General features: G+C 59.8%; 15 protein-coding genes. 5 read left to right on the top strand and 10 right to left on the bottom strand.

Going from position 1 to position 14,014, the window contains the following annotated elements; translation table 11 throughout:
* Window positions 1–12 precede the first annotated feature (12 nt).
* On the bottom strand, window positions 13–1,695 hold the full coding sequence (locus JJQ76_RS15390; protein ID WP_210397811.1) for a formate--tetrahydrofolate ligase: 1,683 nt from the start codon (window positions 1,693–1,695) through the stop codon (window positions 13–15).
* Window positions 1,696–1,881: 186 nt separating this feature from the next.
* Between JJQ76_RS15390 and JJQ76_RS15385 the strand changes: the two genes are divergently transcribed.
* The 3 genes from JJQ76_RS15385 to JJQ76_RS15375 all read left to right on the top strand — a co-directional run bounded on the left by JJQ76_RS15385 (window position 1,882) and on the right by JJQ76_RS15375 (window position 3,915).
* The gene (locus JJQ76_RS15385) at window positions 1,882–2,088 is read left to right on the top strand and encodes a dodecin (RefSeq protein WP_210397810.1); all 207 of its coding nucleotides are present in this window, start codon (window positions 1,882–1,884) and stop codon (window positions 2,086–2,088) included.
* Between the two features lie 68 nt (window positions 2,089–2,156).
* Window positions 2,157–3,440, top strand: a complete 1,284-nt coding sequence (gene bioA / locus JJQ76_RS15380; protein WP_210397808.1) for an adenosylmethionine--8-amino-7-oxononanoate transaminase — start codon at window positions 2,157–2,159, stop codon at window positions 3,438–3,440.
* Window positions 3,441–3,474: 34 nt separating this feature from the next.
* Window positions 3,475–3,915, top strand: a complete 441-nt coding sequence (locus JJQ76_RS15375) for an acyl-CoA thioesterase (protein WP_210397806.1) — start codon at window positions 3,475–3,477, stop codon at window positions 3,913–3,915.
* Window positions 3,916–4,767: 852 nt separating this feature from the next.
* Here JJQ76_RS15375 and dnaB read toward each other — a convergent pair.
* The 8 genes from dnaB to adk all read right to left on the bottom strand — a co-directional run bounded on the left by dnaB (window position 4,768) and on the right by adk (window position 11,124).
* Window positions 4,768–6,147 (bottom strand): replicative DNA helicase, encoded by a 1,380-nt coding sequence (gene dnaB, locus JJQ76_RS15370; protein ID WP_210397805.1) that lies wholly within the window; start codon window positions 6,145–6,147, stop codon window positions 4,768–4,770.
* Window positions 6,148–6,285: 138 nt separating this feature from the next.
* Window positions 6,286–6,732, bottom strand: a complete 447-nt coding sequence (gene rplI, locus JJQ76_RS15365; RefSeq protein ID WP_210397803.1) for a 50S ribosomal protein L9 — start codon at window positions 6,730–6,732, stop codon at window positions 6,286–6,288.
* Window positions 6,733–6,766: 34 nt separating this feature from the next.
* Entirely contained in the window at window positions 6,767–7,684 is a 918-nt protein-coding gene (locus JJQ76_RS15360) for a hypothetical protein (RefSeq protein ID WP_210397801.1), read from the bottom strand.
* A 24-nt stretch (window positions 7,685–7,708) separates the two neighbouring features.
* A complete protein-coding gene (rpsR, locus tag JJQ76_RS15355; RefSeq protein WP_210397800.1) occupies window positions 7,709–7,936 on the bottom strand; it encodes a 30S ribosomal protein S18 in 228 nt (75 codons plus the stop codon).
* A 40-nt stretch (window positions 7,937–7,976) separates the two neighbouring features.
* Entirely contained in the window at window positions 7,977–8,396 is a 420-nt protein-coding gene (gene rpsF, locus JJQ76_RS15350; protein WP_210397798.1) for a 30S ribosomal protein S6, read from the bottom strand.
* Window positions 8,397–8,525: 129 nt separating this feature from the next.
* A complete protein-coding gene (rlmB, locus tag JJQ76_RS15345) occupies window positions 8,526–9,263 on the bottom strand; it encodes a 23S rRNA (guanosine(2251)-2'-O)-methyltransferase RlmB (RefSeq protein WP_210397796.1) in 738 nt (245 codons plus the stop codon).
* A complete protein-coding gene (hemH, locus tag JJQ76_RS15340) occupies window positions 9,256–10,284 on the bottom strand; it encodes a ferrochelatase (protein WP_343232547.1) in 1,029 nt (342 codons plus the stop codon). The genes rlmB and hemH overlap by 8 nt, the downstream gene beginning before the upstream one ends.
* A gap of 186 nt (window positions 10,285–10,470) precedes the next feature.
* Entirely contained in the window at window positions 10,471–11,124 is a 654-nt protein-coding gene (gene adk / locus JJQ76_RS15335) for an adenylate kinase (protein ID WP_210397792.1), read from the bottom strand.
* 325 nt (window positions 11,125–11,449) lie between these two features.
* On the opposite strand from adk, the gene JJQ76_RS15330 reads away from it, so the two are divergent.
* Both JJQ76_RS15330 and JJQ76_RS15325 read left to right on the top strand, forming a co-directional pair.
* Complete coding sequence (locus tag JJQ76_RS15330) at window positions 11,450–12,787, top strand: MFS transporter (RefSeq protein ID WP_210397790.1); 1,338 nt, start codon at window positions 11,450–11,452, stop codon at window positions 12,785–12,787.
* Window positions 12,784–13,359, top strand: coding sequence for a tRNA-uridine aminocarboxypropyltransferase (locus JJQ76_RS15325; RefSeq protein WP_210397788.1), 576 nt, complete (start codon window positions 12,784–12,786; stop codon window positions 13,357–13,359). Before JJQ76_RS15330 ends, JJQ76_RS15325 begins: the two co-directional genes overlap by 4 nt.
* Here JJQ76_RS15325 and JJQ76_RS15320 read toward each other — a convergent pair.
* Window positions 13,335–13,940 carry a 2-hydroxychromene-2-carboxylate isomerase gene (locus tag JJQ76_RS15320; protein ID WP_210397786.1) on the bottom strand — a complete coding sequence of 202 codons (606 nt, stop codon included), beginning with the start codon at window positions 13,938–13,940 and terminating at the stop codon, window positions 13,335–13,337. The genes JJQ76_RS15325 and JJQ76_RS15320 overlap by 25 nt on opposite strands.
* Window positions 13,941–14,014 lie beyond the last annotated feature (74 nt).

Genomic DNA, 14,014 nt, shown 5'->3' with positions numbered 1-14,014 from the left:
TTAGCCGAGGTTTCAGAACAAGCCGCTAACCAGGCCATCGTCATCCAGATCGATCAACTCGGCCGACGGCTGTCTAGGTAGCCCCGGCATGGTCATCACGTTATCGGTCAACACGACGATAAAGCCGGCGCCGGCAGCCAGTTGCACATCACGCAGCGGCACATCGAACCCACGCGGGCGCCCTTTCAGGGCCGGATCGGTGGAGAAACTGTACTGGGTTTTGGCCATACAGACCGGCAACCGACCATAGCCGTCACGCTCCAGGGCACGAATTTTGTCGCGCAGTTTTTTGTCGGCGAGGATATCGTCGGCGCCGTAAATTTCACGCGCAATGGTGCGGATTTTTTGCCACAGGGGCAGCGAATCATCGTAAAGCAAGCGAAAGTCGCCTTGATGCTGTTCCACTTTATCCACCACCGCTTGCGCCAGCGTTTCTGCGCCGGCACCGCCGTCTGCCCAATTGCTACAGGGCACCACAGGCACCCCGAGGTAATCGCACTTGTAACGGATCGCGTCGATCTCAGCGTCGCTGTCGCCGGCAAAGCGGTTGATCGCCACCACCACCGGTAGGTGAAAGCGGTGCACGTTGTCGATATGCTGGCGCAGATTCTCCACCCCCCGCTCTACTGCCTCCACGTCTTCCTTCTTCAGCCGATCAACCGCCACGCCGCCGTGGAACTTCAGCGCCCTCACCGTAGCCACCAACACCACCACCTGCGGTTTTAACCCCGACATCCGACAGATGATATTAAAGAACTTTTCCGCACCGAGATCGGCTCCGAAGCCCGCCTCGGTCACCACATAATCACTCAGTTTGAGTGCCATGCGGGTCGCCACCAGACTGTTGCAACCGTGGGCAATATTAGCGAAGGGACCACCGTGCACAAAGGCCGGCGTATGCTCCAGGGTCTGCACCAAGTTGGGCTGGAACGCATCCTTGAGCAGTACCGTCATCGCTCCGTGGGCCCTGAGATCACGCGCGGTGACCGGTTTCTGGTCGTAGGTATAGGCAACGATGATGTCACCGAGCCGCTGCTTGAGCTCATTCAGGCTCATGGCCAAACAAAAGATCGCCATCACTTCAGAGGCCACGGTGATATCAAAGCCGCTTTCCCGTGGCATCGAATTGGCCGGTCCACCCAGCCCCACCATGACGTTGCGCAAGGCACGGTCATTCATGTCCAGGACCCGCTTCCACACCACCCGACGGCAATCGATACCGAGCGCATTGCCCTGATGCAGGTGGTTATCAAGTACCGCCGCCAACAGGTTATGGGCCAGACCGATGGCGTGAAAGTCGCCGGTGAAGTGGAGGTTGATCGACTCCATCGGTATCACCTGGGAGTAGCCGCCCCCGGCCGCACCGCCCTTGATGCCGAAACAGGGTCCAAGCGATGGCTCGCGCAAACAGATCGAGGCTTTGCGCCCGATCCGATTGAGCGCATCCCCCAAGCCTATGGCAGAGGTGGTTTTACCCTCTCCCAGCGGCGTCGGGTGGATGGCCGAAACCAGCACCAGCTTGCCGTCCGGGAGATTGGTACGGTTTTGCAGCGCCTGCAAGGAGACTTTTGCCTTGTCGCGGCCGTAACGTTCCAGCTCTGCTTCCTCAAGCCCCAGCGACGCCGCCACCGCATCGATAGCAAGCCCCTTGGCCTGCCGGGCAATCTCGATATCGCTCATTACCTGCTGTGCCATAAGCTGCGCCCTTGGTTGTCACCGCAATCGTTACTATTCCCTAAGCATAGGACCCAGAACGGGTTCTGCTCCGGTCGCGGCCAATTCTTCTACTACACTCTGGTGGCATCGGAGCGGTCGATACAGACACCCCTAAGCTCGGTATCGACCGCTCCATCCAAGCTAGATTCAGGCAAGGAGCAGCGCATGAGCGATCATGTATACAAGATGGTAGAAGTCGTGGGTTCCTCACCGGAAAGCAGCGATCAGGCGATTCGCAATGCCGTGGCCAAGGCCTCCCAAAGCCTCGACCATATCGGCTGGTTTCAGGTGGTCGAAACCCGCGGCCATGTCAGCGATGGCGAAGTGGCTCACTTCCAGGTCGTAATCAAGGTCGGATTCCGCCTCGACTGAACCCGATTAGCGCTTGAACCGGTCGGGGCCGAGGCGTTCTAATAACCGCTTTCCAACAGGGAGCAGCTATGAGCCTCGGTTCCGACGATATCCGTTTCGATCAACAGCACATCTGGCACCCCTACTCGTCGATGATCGATCCGCCAGCGGCATTTCCGGTGGTTGGAGCCGATGGCGTTCGTCTGACTCTGGCCGATGGGCGCCAGTTGATTGATGGCATGGCATCCTGGTGGTCCGCCATCCACGGGTACAACCATCCGGCACTCAACCAGGCCGCCCACCAACAGATCGACCGCATGGCACACGTGATGTTTGGCGGCCTGACCCACGAGCCCGCCATCAGTCTCTGTCGCCAACTGGTCGAGATGACCCCCGATGGCCTCGACAAAGTTTTTCTGGCCGATTCCGGCTCGGTGACTGTGGAGGTTGCCATCAAGATGGCGATCCAGTACTGGCATGCCAAGGGCCAGCCGCAGAAGCATCGCCTGATCACCATTCGCAACGGCTATCACGGCGATACCTTTGGCGCCATGGCGGTATGCGATCCAGTCAACGGCATGCACGAACTGTTCACCGAGGTGCTACCGCAGCACCTGTTCGCGCCGGCCCCACAAACCCGATTTGACCAGCCCTGGAATGATGCCGATATCGCACCTCTGGCGGCGCTGATCGAGCAGCATCATGACGAACTGGCCGCGCTGATTCTGGAGCCGGTTGTGCAGGGCGCCGGCGGAATGCGTTTCTACCATCCCGAATACCTCAAGGCGGCACGCGCCCTCTGCAACCGCTACGATCTGCTGCTGATCGCTGATGAGATCGCCACCGGTTTTGGTCGGTCCGGCAAGCTGTTCGCCTGCGAACACGCCGGTATCACCCCGGATATCCTCTGCCTCGGCAAGGCACTGACCGGCGGCTACATGACCCTGGCAGCGACCCTCACCCGCACTGAAATCGCCGAGACCATCTCCGCCGGCGGCGCCGGCTGCTTTATGCACGGCCCCACCTTCATGGCCAACCCGCTGGCCTGCGCAGTGGCCGGCGCCAGCCTGGCGTTATTGCAAGAGGGCGCGTGGCAGACGCAGATTACAGCCATAGAAGCAGGTCTGAAGCAGGGGCTGGCCCCCTGCCGCGAACTACCGCAGGTGGCTGACGTCAGGGTATTGGGCGCCATCGGCGTGGTCGAACTCAAACAGCCGGTAGTGATGAAGGAGATCCAGCCGCGTCTGGTCGATGCCGGCGTCTGGGTGCGACCCTTTGGCAAGCTGGTCTACGTCATGCCGCCCTACGTTATCAGCAACGATGAACTTGCCACGCTGACCCGCGCCATGGTCAGCGTCATTCACACTCTCTAAACCAAACAGACAAAGAATCTAAGCAGGAGCCAAGATGGCACGAGTCAAACTGGAGATGCCCAAGCATTTCACCTTCTCCACCGAGCTGCCGGTCCGCATCAGCGATATCAACTACGGCGGCCATCTCGGCAACGATGCCTTGCTGGGACTGATTCACGAAGCGCGGGTGCGCTTTCTCAAGCAGTACCATTACGGCGAACTGGATATCGAAGGGTTGGGCCTGGTGATGACCGATTCGGTGATCATCTACAAGGCCGAGGGGTTCCATGGCGACCAGATTCAGGTGGATGTCACCGTCACCGATTTCAACAAGTACGGCTGTGATTTCTTCTATCTGCTGAGCAACAAGGAAACCGCGGTCGAGATCGCCCACGCCAAAACTGGCATCGTGTTTTTCGATTACCAGCAGCGCAAGGTAGCGCAGGTACCGGAAAGCTTCCGCGATTTGTTTATCAAGGAAGCGGCCGAGGTCTGAGAGGCGGCTCGTCGGTTAGAGGGATGACGCGAATCGGCGCGGAGCGGTCACCAGACCAGAGCCGGCCAGTGTAGATTTGAAGCTCATTAACGGCTTGGTTTGAAAGCCTCTGTTCCGCCCACCCGGGCGGGTTCATTCTTTTCCAGACGCGGAAAAGAACGGAACCAAGAAAACGCTAACGGTGCTTTATGCTCCCCTGGTTCCGCCGCCCTCCGGGTCCACTGCGCGCGGCAGCGGTGATTCGGGCGGATCGGACGGCACATTCATTCGCCACATCCATGTGGCTCACCCTACGGGCAGCCTACGTCTGTGCAAATCGGCTATCCTGCCGATTTGTCCTTGTGCCGCAATCCGGCTCGGCATCCCTGCCTCGCCCCCTTCGGGGCCTATTTCGAATCCCCGCCACCGTGCTCGTCGGCTCCAAAGGGGCTAAGTCGCCGTCGAGCGACCGAGTTCTCCTGAAATTCGGTCTATTCGATCCTTTCACCCTGATGTATCGGCTTGCACCCCATTCCCCCTTTTACGCAGCCGGAGCAGGGTGCGAACAATCCGATTAAGGCCCGAAGGGGCGAGCGCTGGATGCGCGAAGCGGCGGCAGTATGGCCAGGGACGGCCATTCTGACGATCCCCGGATTGTTCGTGCCCTGCGCAGGGAATCGGCGTAGCCGACAAGTAAGCGGGGGCGGTTTTCTTTTGATTCGTTTTCTTTGAGCGCTCAAAGAAAATGAATGCGCCCGGGTGGGCGCAACAGGACGTATCGGTGGGCACGACAAGAAGCTTGAAACGCAGATTTAATCGGGCAGCGCAATCGAGCCCGCTCCGAAGTAACGACTCACAAAAGCCAAGAGGCCGCTATTCGTAATCCTGATAGCTATCGTGCGCCAGGTCTTCGAACTTACTGTAGCGACCGAGGAACGCCAGACGGCAGGTACCGATCGGACCGTTACGCTGCTTGCCGATGATGATCTCGGCCTGGCCCTTGTATTCGCTGTCTTCGTTGTAGACTTCGTCGCGATAGATAAACATGATCACGTCGGCATCCTGCTCGATCGCGCCCGATTCCCGCAGGTCGGAGTTCACCGGGCGCTTGTTCGGGCGGTTTTCAAGACTCCGGTTAAGCTGCGACAACGCCACCACCGGACACTCCAGCTCCTTGGCCAGCGCCTTGAGCGAGCGCGAGATCTCCGAAATCTCCTGGGTCCGGCTTTCGACCGCCCCTTTGAGGGACATCAGCTGCAGGTAGTCGACCATGATCAGGCCGATACCGCCATGCTCACGATGAATCCGACGCGCCCGTGAGCGCATCTCGGTCGGAGAGATACCGGCGGTATCGTCGATATAGAGCGGCTTGTCCTTGAGCATGTTGACGGCAGTGGATAGCCGCGGCCAGTCGTCTTCTTCCAGCTTGCCGTCCCGTACCCGGGTCTGGTCGATCCGCCCCAGCGATGCCAGCATCCGGGTGACGATAGATTCGGCCGGCATCTCCAGACTGAACACCAGCACCGCCTTCTCCGAACCCATCAGCACGTTTTCCACCAGGTTCATGGCGAAGGTGGTCTTACCCATGGAGGGACGGGCGGCAACAATCAGCAGGTCCGCTTTCTGTAACCCCGAGGTCATCTTGTCAAGGTCGGTAAAACCGCTGCTGACCCCGGTCATGGTGGTGCCGGAATTGAACAGTTCGTCGATCCGCTCCACCGCCCGCTCCAACAGAGGATTGACCGGCTGCGGCCCACCGTCGTTGGCGCGCGCTTCGGCAATCTGCAACACCTGGCGTTCGGCATCGTCGACCAGCTCTTCGCTGCTGCGCCCCTGGGTGTTGTAGGCGCTGTCGGCAATCTCGTTGGCAACACTGATCAGCCGACGCAGCACCGCCCGCTCGTGCACGATCTGGGCGTAAGCACGCACGTTAGAGGTGCTGGGCGTGTTCGCGGCCAGATCGACCAGATAATCGAGCCCGCCTACTTCGTCCTGTCCATCGTTGCGATCAAGCTCTTCCGACAGGGTGACCACATCGATGGGACGCTCGGCCGCCACCAGCTTCTGCATCATGGTGTAGATCACTCGATGCTCGGCACGATAGAAGTCTTCAGGGGTAATGATCTCCGCCACGGTGTCCCAGATCTTGTCATCGAGCATCAGGCTGCCCAGAACCGACTGCTCCGCTTCGACCGAGTGAGGCGGGGTCTTGATCTTGGCGATTTCGGGATCGACGGTAACAGTCTGGTTCATGGGTTGCTATCACTACCTTGGTGCGCAGGGGTCAAAGGTGAGCTTGGGATTCTAAACCGCGGGGCAAAAAAAAGCACCGCCGGTGCTCCGGCGGTGCTTCATCATCAGACGGGGTTCCGCGAGGAACCGTCGATGGGATTACTCGGCAACAACAACCAGCTTAACGGTTGCAGTAACGTCGCTGTGCAGCTGCACGTCGATGTCGAACTCACCGGTGTGACGCAGTGCGCCTTCCGGCAGACGAACTTCGCTCTTCTCGACTTCAACACCGGCAGCAACGATCGCGTCCGCGATGTCACGGGTACCGATGGAACCGAACAGCTTGCCTTCGTCGCCAGCCTTGGAAACGATAGACACTTCCAGACCATCCAGCTTCTCGCCACGCGCCTGAGCAGCAGCCAGTGCTTCAGCAGCAGCCTTCTCCAGCTCCGCGCGGCGGGCTTCAAAGCTCGCTACGTTTGCTTTAGTTGCAGGAACAGCCTTGCCCTGGGGTACCAGGTAGTTACGGCCGAAGCCCGCTTTCACGTTGACCTTGTCACCCAGGCCACCCAGCTTGCCTACTTTCTCGAGCAGAATTACTTCCATCTCGCCAACCTCTTTTCCGTTTGAGCCCTCAGGCTCAGGATTTTGCCTTCAACCGCTTGCGTATATCGACCAGACTGTCAGCTACCGCAACCAGAATCAGCAAAGATATCAAATAGGGTCCGGCTACAAAGGTGGCCACATAAAATGCCACCAACCAGGACCTGCCTAATTCTCTTTTCGCAACCACGCCGTGTACCAGCGCCACCCCCGCTACCATCAGCGGCAGTATCACCACCGGCAGCATGCGCAACAGTTCCTGACTGAGGCTACCGCCTGCAATCAGTATCACCAGCGCCAGTGCCGCAAACAGCGGCGGCAATCGGAGTTGGTGAAACTCCTTACGCAACCCGCCAGGGTTGTACAGCATCGCCTGCCACCAGCGTGCAATCACCAGGCTTGTCAGCGCCGACCCCAGATGTCCTGCCACCAGCCCGCCGAGCAGTATCTCGTACAGGGCCTCGGGCGAGACCAGATCCGCCAGTTGCGGATCATTACCGACCAGCGCCTGCTCCAACTGTTGCGACAACTCGCGCAGTTCGAACGCAGTCTGCGGGACCAGAAATCCCAACAGCGCACTGATCAGCACAGCGGCAGCCGTAGCCACCATCAGGGTGCGGGACCAGGAGGCAGTGGATCGCAACACCGTAGCCAGCAAGGTGGTAGACACCAGCAGGATCAGCGGTGAGCTTTCCTCACGCCAGACAAACCAGACAGCACAGGGCAACAAGGCCCAGGCCAGCAGGCCTGCTCCGTTGGCCGGCCCCTTGTTCAGGGTAACCAGACCGACGGCTGCAGCACTCAAGGCCACCAGGGCCGTAGCTGCAAAGCCCACCATTACGCGGGCGGTACCGGCTTCGAGTCCCGCAAACAGCAGCGGGAAAGAAACCAAAACAACGGTTGCGATGCGCGCCTGAATCGGCCCGTGCATAACCCACTCGGCCAACGCACGCATCATGCTTACCTTTACGACTAAACCTTACTTGTGGCCGTCGGTATAGGGCAGCAGGGCAACGTAACGCGCACGCTTGATAGCAGTGGCCAGCTGACGCTGGTAACGCGCTTTGGTGCCAGTAATACGACTGGGTACGATCTTACCGGTTTCGGTGATGTAACCCTTCAGCGTGTCCAGATCCTTGTAATCGATCTCGGTTACGCCTTCCGCGGTGAAGCGGCAAAACTTACGACGACGGAAAAAACGTGCCATGTGTGGTTTCTCCTAAATTCAGTATGAGATCAGCGGTGCCTTACTCGGCAGCTGCTTCAGCCTTGTCAGCGGAATCTTCGTTAGACTCTTCAGCGTCCTTCTTGGGCGCTTCACGACGCGGTGCGCGACGGTCTTCACGGGATTCAGCAGCCTTGATCGGAGAAACGCCTGTTACAGCTTCTTTCTGACGGATCACCATGTTACGGATCACGGCATCATTGAAGCGGAACAGGTTGGACAGTTCGTCCATGGCTTCGTTAGAAGCTTCCACGTTCATCAGAACGTAGTGCGCTTTATGGATTTTGTTGATCGGGTATGCCAGCTGGCGACGGCCCCAGTCTTCAAGACGGTGGACCTTACCGTTATCACCTTCGACGATGCCGGTGTAACGCTCGATCATTGCAGGAACTTGTTCGCTCTGGTCCGGGTGAACCATGAACACGATTTCGTAGTGACGCATTAGGTCTCCTTACGGGTTATCAGCTTCCCTTGACCGGCGAACCGGGGAGAAGCAAGGAGTTATCGGTTTTTCGGGAGCGGGGATTATAGTGATTGCAAGGCGCGGCTGCAACCACTATTGACGCGGCGATCAGCGACGCTGACGCACCGCTTCAAACAGACAGACGCCAGCGGCAACGGACACGTTGAGACTGCTCACTTCGCCCGCCATGGGGATTTTGACCAGCTGATCACAACACTCGCGAGTCAGGCGACGCATGCCGCTGCCTTCCGACCCCATTACCAGCGCCATCGGCCCGGCCAGATTGGCATCATACACCCAGGTTTCGGCCTCGCCGGCGGTGCCGGTCAGCCAGATGCCGGCCTGCTGCAACTCGCGCAGGGTGCGGGCCAGGTTGGTCACCTGCACGTAAGGCACCGACTCGGCCGCGCCACAGGCAACCTTGATCGCCACTGCACTAAGCGGCGCCGACTTATCCTTGGGCGCAATCACCGCGTGCACCCCGGCGGCATCGGCAGATCGCAAGCAGGCACCGAGATTGTGCGGATCGGTCACACCGTCCAGTACCAACAGAAACGCTGGCTGCTCCAGACCATCAAGCAACGTCTTGAGAAAGGCCTCGCCGTGGCTCTTCATCGGTACCACTTCGGCAACCACCCCCTGGTGATTGCCATCCACCATCTGATCCAGCGTGTGGCGATCCGCCGGCTGCCAACGGCAGCCGGACTGTTCTGCCAGCGCCAGCAACTTCTGGATCCGCTTATCCTGGCGCCCCTTGAGCACCCAAAGATTGCGCACCCGCTCGGGTTGTCGCTCCAGCAGGGTGAATACTGCGTGCAGACCGAAACTCAGCTCCGCTTTACTCATTACCCGCGTCTCCGCTCTGCAACCAGTGACCGGCCTGCTCCTCCACCAGTTGCAGCAGCAACGCGATGTGGTCCGGGCGCGCGTTCAACGCCGGCACATAGTGGTACTGCTTGCCGCCAGCCTTGAGGAACACCTCACGGTTCTCTTCGGCGATCTCCTCCAGGGTTTCGAGGCAATCTGCAGAAAACGCCGGGCTCAGCACGTCGATCGACTTAACCCCCTCCTTGCCCAGTCGTTCCAGAGTTTCGTCGGTGTAGGGCTTGACCCACTCCGCCGGGCCAAAGCGGGACTGGAAGGTGGCCAGGTAGTCATTGTCGGCAACGCCCAGAGCTTCAGCCAGCAGGCGCGCGGTGGTCCGGCACTGATCCGGATAAGGGTCGCCCTGCTCGTAGTAAGCCTTGGGAATACCATGAAAACTCAGCAGCAGCTTGTCGCCCCGGCCCTGCGCATGCCACTGCTCACGCACACTCTGCGCCAGCGCACCGATATAGAGCGGATGATCGTGGTAATCCTTGAGAATACGCACGTCGAAAAGGTCGCGCGTTTCGAGCTGAAAGCGGGCCACCTTGTCAAACACCGGCGCGGTGGATGTGGCCGAGTACTGCGGATAGAGCGGCATTACCAGGACCCGGCGGTAACCGTCACCGTGCAGTTCTTTAAGTCGCTGAGCCAGCCCCGGCGAGCCGTAGGTCATGGCGGAGAAGACGTCCGGGCTGTGGCCGGGATAACGCTGCTGCAGCGCCAACTGCAAGGCGGCCACCTGCTGGTTGAGGATCTTGCGCATCGGCGAATCCTGCTCCCAGATGCTGGCATAAAGCTTGGCCACCTTACCCGGACGCACCCGCAGAATGATCAGATTAAGGATCACCCACCAAAGGGCACGGCGCGGCCCACTGCCTTCGATCACCCGCCTATCCCACAGAAACTCGCCGAGATAGCGGCGCACCGCAGCGGGGGTTGGTTGATCCGGGGTGCCCAGGTTGACGAGCAATATAGCGGTTTTAGGCTGACGTTGAGTCACGGTAGTCAAAGTCTCTGTCCAGTCGCGAAGTGGGGCCATTATCCAGCACCGACGGCTGAAAATACAGCCCGAGCGACAGCCCTCCGCATCACCTGGCAGTGGACCGAGCGAGAACCGACAAGCGGGTGACAGGCATAAAAAAAGAGGGCCGCAGCCCTCTTCTTGTTCCAGTGTTTCCGCTGCCGATCAGGACAGGCCTTCAAACACTTTGTCACGAATATCTTCCACCGAACCGACCCCCGGTACGTAAACGTACTTGGGCGCCGTGGCCGCGTCTTTGCCGGCCCAGCCTTTGTAGTAGTCGATCAGCGGTGCGGTCTGGTCATGGTAGACCTTGAGGCGATCACGCACGGTCTCTTCGTTATCGTCAACACGCTGGACCAGCTCTTCACCGGTCACGTCATCTTTGCCTTCAACCTTAGGCGGATTGAATACTACGTGGTAGGTACGACCGGAGCCCGGATGCACACGGCGTCCGCTCATCCGCTTGACGATCTCTTCGTCGGCGACGTCGATCTCAACCACCGCATCGATCTGTACACCCGCCTCTTTCAGTGCATCTGCCTGGGGAATAGTGCGGGGGAAACCGTCAAACAGGAAACCGTTGGCACAGTCTGCTTCGGCGATCCGCTCTTTGACCAGACCAATAATGATGTCGTCCGACACCAGTTGTCCGGCATCCATCACCGCTTTGGCTTGCTGGCCCAGAGGGGTACCCGCCTTGACCGCCGCACGCAGCATGTCGCCAGTGGAGATCTGCGGAATACCGAACTTGTCGGTGATGTATTGGGCCTGAGTGCCTTTACCGGCACCCGGAGCGCCCAGCAGGATAATACGCATAGGTAGGGTTACTCCATGTCTTAATCAAAATCGTTACCGACTCGTCCCTGGCGGCAATAGAGCCAGACAGCTCGCCATGAGTCGGACAGTGCGCCGGTGCGGTAAACCAGAGTGGCACCTTAATCAGCCCCGTCGCAGGGCTCAATACGACATTAGCACTACCGTGGCCGCACCCACGCATCTGTCAGAGTGGCGCACAGGCTAGCGGATTACGTCGCGCGGTACAATATTGGTCAGGCCAATTAAAGTGCCTTTTATCATTGCCCGGCGGTCGTCGCCGCGCGTTTGCGATACACTGCGCCGATCACAACAGGAAACCTCAGCCATGCACCACCCTCAGGGTGACGACACCCCCGCCCGCCTGCTTCGCAGCCCGCGCTTCGGCCCCTTTTTTGTCACCCTGTTCCTGGGGACATTCAACGACAATCTGTTCAAGAACACCCTCATCCTGATGGTGGTTTATCAGGCCGCGACGCAGCAGGGCGGCAACGTCAACCAACTGACCAACCTGGCAGCGGCGCTGTTTATTCTCCCCTACCTGCTGTTTTCCGCCATTGCCGGACAGTTGGCGGACCGCTGGGAGAAGTCCCGTCTGATTCGGAGCCTCAAACTGGTTGAAGTGGCACTGATGCTACTCACCGCCCAGGCCCTGCTGAGCCACAACCTGACGCTGCTGATGGTGCTGCTGTTTCTGATGGCGACCCAATCAGCCGTTTTCAGCCCGATCAAATTCTCACTGATTCCCCAACATCTCGAGCGCTGGCAGTGGGTCTCAGGCAACGGCCTGGTCGAGGCCGGCACCTTCGCCGCGATCCTGCTCGGCACACTGATCGCCGGCCTGATCTACCCCCATGCCTGGGGTATGGCGCTGGTCAGTGCACTGATTGTCATTCAGGCGTTGGCAGGATGGCTGGCGGCCAGACACATCCCGCCAGCACCATCTATCGCCCCCGAACTGCAGCCGGACTGGAATCCGCTGCGCGCCAGCATCCGCCTGATCGGCAACTACTGGTCGTCACCCCGCCTGCGCTTGCTGATTCTGTTTAACGCCTGGTTCTGGTTTGTCGGCGCCAGCTACCTCACCCAGATTCCCAACTTCGCTCGCAGCGTACTGGGCGGCAACGCCACCTGCGTCAGCTGGCTACTGGCCTGTCTGACCATCGGCATAGGCCTTGGATCACTGGGTTGCAGCCGTCTGAAACGGGATCGCTATGGACGTGAAATGCCCTGCCTCGGGCTGGCCCTGATGGTGTTGGCAGGGCTGGATCTGGTGTGGGCGAGCCCTGCACTTCAGCTGGCGGCAGGCGACGGCATGATCGAGCTGTTACGTCAGTTGAGCGGCTGGCGCATCAGCGTCGATCTGGTGCTGATTGGCGTCGCCGGCGGTTTGTTTATCGTCCCGCTCTGCACCCAGTTTCAGGCCTGGACCGACGGTCGCGACCGCGCCCGTGTGTTTGCGGTCAGTAATATTTTCAACGCCCTGTTCATGGTGGTGTCGGCGCTCGCCGGTTTTGTGCTGCTGGGCAACGCCAACTGGTCAATACCGCAGTTTTTTCTGTTGATCGCCCTGCTCAATCTCGCCGCGCTGGCACTGCTGGTGCGCTTCCGGCCGCACTGGGCCGCTGCTTCCCTGCTTCGACTGTGGCCCGCAGGCAAACGATGACCCGGTGCCACTGCGCCCTCCCCGCCAGTCACTGCATCTGCGATTTGCCGCCGTTGCAGACCGGGCTGGCCTCGATCAACATCTGGCTGCACCCCAATGAAAGCGAACGCCCCACCAATACGGCGCGAATTGCAGCGGCGCTGATCGAGGAGGTCCGCCTGCACCGGTGGCAACGCGGTATTGCAACGCCAGGTAAGCCCGAAGCCGGCTGCCTGCTGTTTCCTGCTGATCGTCCGCCCTGGCCGGAACAGATAATCGCCCCCGCCGAGCTCGACGCGCAAACTCCGGTGCTACTGCTCGACGGCAGCTGGAAGGAGTGCCGCAAGATGCTGCGCCAGACGCCTTGGCTGCAACGGCTTCCCCGCCTTCGACTGACACCGGATCGACCCAGTCGCTATCCGTTGCGGCGTGGTGCAGACCCCGGCCAGTTGTGCACCGCCGAGGCGATCGCAGAGCTGTTACGGTTGCGTGGCCAGCCGCAGATTGCCGCCACTCTGGAGCAACAACTGCAACGTTTTTATCGCCACTACCAGGCATTCAAGTCCGGTCACCCCGCGCGCGACGCCAGATAGCGCTCCAGAAACTCGAGCCGGTCCTGACCAAAAAACACCTGGTCATCCACCAGATAGCAGGGGGACCCAATCACACCGCGCTCAATTGCCTCCTGAGTCCAGGCATCCAACTGCGCCTCAACTTCAGCCGCGGCGGCACGGGCCAGAAGCGCCTCGCCATCCAGGCCCGCCTCAGCTGCCAGATGGGCCAGGGTTTCCCTGTTACTGATATCGCGCTGCTCGCGCCAGCAGGCGGTCAGACAAGCCCGCGCCAGTGAGCCGCCATCCTCTCCGGCCAAAATTGCCGCGGTAATCAGCCGGCACGCGGGGGTAGGATCAACCGGAAAAAAACGCGGTTCAAGGTGCAGCGGGATCTGCAGATACTCGCTCCAGCGCTCGATCTCCTGCAACCGGTTGGCCAGCCGGCTTGGGGGGCGCTGCCCCAGCGGCAAGGCGCCTGAGGCGGCAAAGACCTCGGCGATTTTCACCGGCTTCCAGCGCGCTTCAACACCCAGCCGCTGCGACAGCCGGTTAAACCGCTCGGCACCCAGATAGGCCCATACCGAGATCGGCGTAAAATAGCAGTCCACCACTGTATTCATTTCGATCGCCCCTCTGACAAAAAACACCAATCGCACAAAGTTTGACATAAATCTATTGAAAGGCCCCGAGCTTA

It is taken from the genome of Motiliproteus sediminis (assembly GCF_017912535.1).
In the GTDB taxonomy this organism is placed as follows: Bacteria; Pseudomonadota; Gammaproteobacteria; order Pseudomonadales; family Balneatricaceae; genus Motiliproteus; species Motiliproteus sediminis.
Note: the sequence above shows the minus strand (reverse complement) of the source record. Positions and strands in the feature narration are given on the sequence as shown.

Excerpts from the sequence above, each read along its gene's own strand:
- JJQ76_RS15390 (WP_210397811.1), bottom strand. The coding sequence starts at position 1,695 with ATGGCACAGCAGGTAATGAGCGATATCGAGATTGCCCGGCAGGCCAAG.
- JJQ76_RS15385 (WP_210397810.1), top strand. The coding sequence starts at position 1,882 with ATGAGCGATCATGTATACAAGATGGTAGAAGTCGTGGGTTCCTCACCG.
- bioA (WP_210397808.1), top strand. The coding sequence starts at position 2,157 with ATGAGCCTCGGTTCCGACGATATCCGTTTCGATCAACAGCACATCTGG.
- JJQ76_RS15375 (WP_210397806.1), top strand. The coding sequence starts at position 3,475 with ATGGCACGAGTCAAACTGGAGATGCCCAAGCATTTCACCTTCTCCACC.
- dnaB (WP_210397805.1), bottom strand. The coding sequence starts at position 6,147 with ATGAACCAGACTGTTACCGTCGATCCCGAAATCGCCAAGATCAAGACC.
- rplI (WP_210397803.1), bottom strand. The coding sequence starts at position 6,732 with ATGGAAGTAATTCTGCTCGAGAAAGTAGGCAAGCTGGGTGGCCTGGGT.
- JJQ76_RS15360 (WP_210397801.1), bottom strand. The coding sequence starts at position 7,684 with ATGCGTGCGTTGGCCGAGTGGGTTATGCACGGGCCGATTCAGGCGCGC.
- rpsR (WP_210397800.1), bottom strand. The coding sequence starts at position 7,936 with ATGGCACGTTTTTTCCGTCGTCGTAAGTTTTGCCGCTTCACCGCGGAA.
- rpsF (WP_210397798.1), bottom strand. The coding sequence starts at position 8,396 with ATGCGTCACTACGAAATCGTGTTCATGGTTCACCCGGACCAGAGCGAA.
- rlmB (WP_210397796.1), bottom strand. The coding sequence starts at position 9,263 with ATGAGTAAAGCGGAGCTGAGTTTCGGTCTGCACGCAGTATTCACCCTG.
- adk (WP_210397792.1), bottom strand. The coding sequence starts at position 11,124 with ATGCGTATTATCCTGCTGGGCGCTCCGGGTGCCGGTAAAGGCACTCAG.
- JJQ76_RS15330 (WP_210397790.1), top strand. The coding sequence starts at position 11,450 with ATGCACCACCCTCAGGGTGACGACACCCCCGCCCGCCTGCTTCGCAGC.
- JJQ76_RS15325 (WP_210397788.1), top strand. The coding sequence starts at position 12,784 with ATGACCCGGTGCCACTGCGCCCTCCCCGCCAGTCACTGCATCTGCGAT.
- JJQ76_RS15320 (WP_210397786.1), bottom strand. The coding sequence starts at position 13,940 with ATGAATACAGTGGTGGACTGCTATTTTACGCCGATCTCGGTATGGGCC.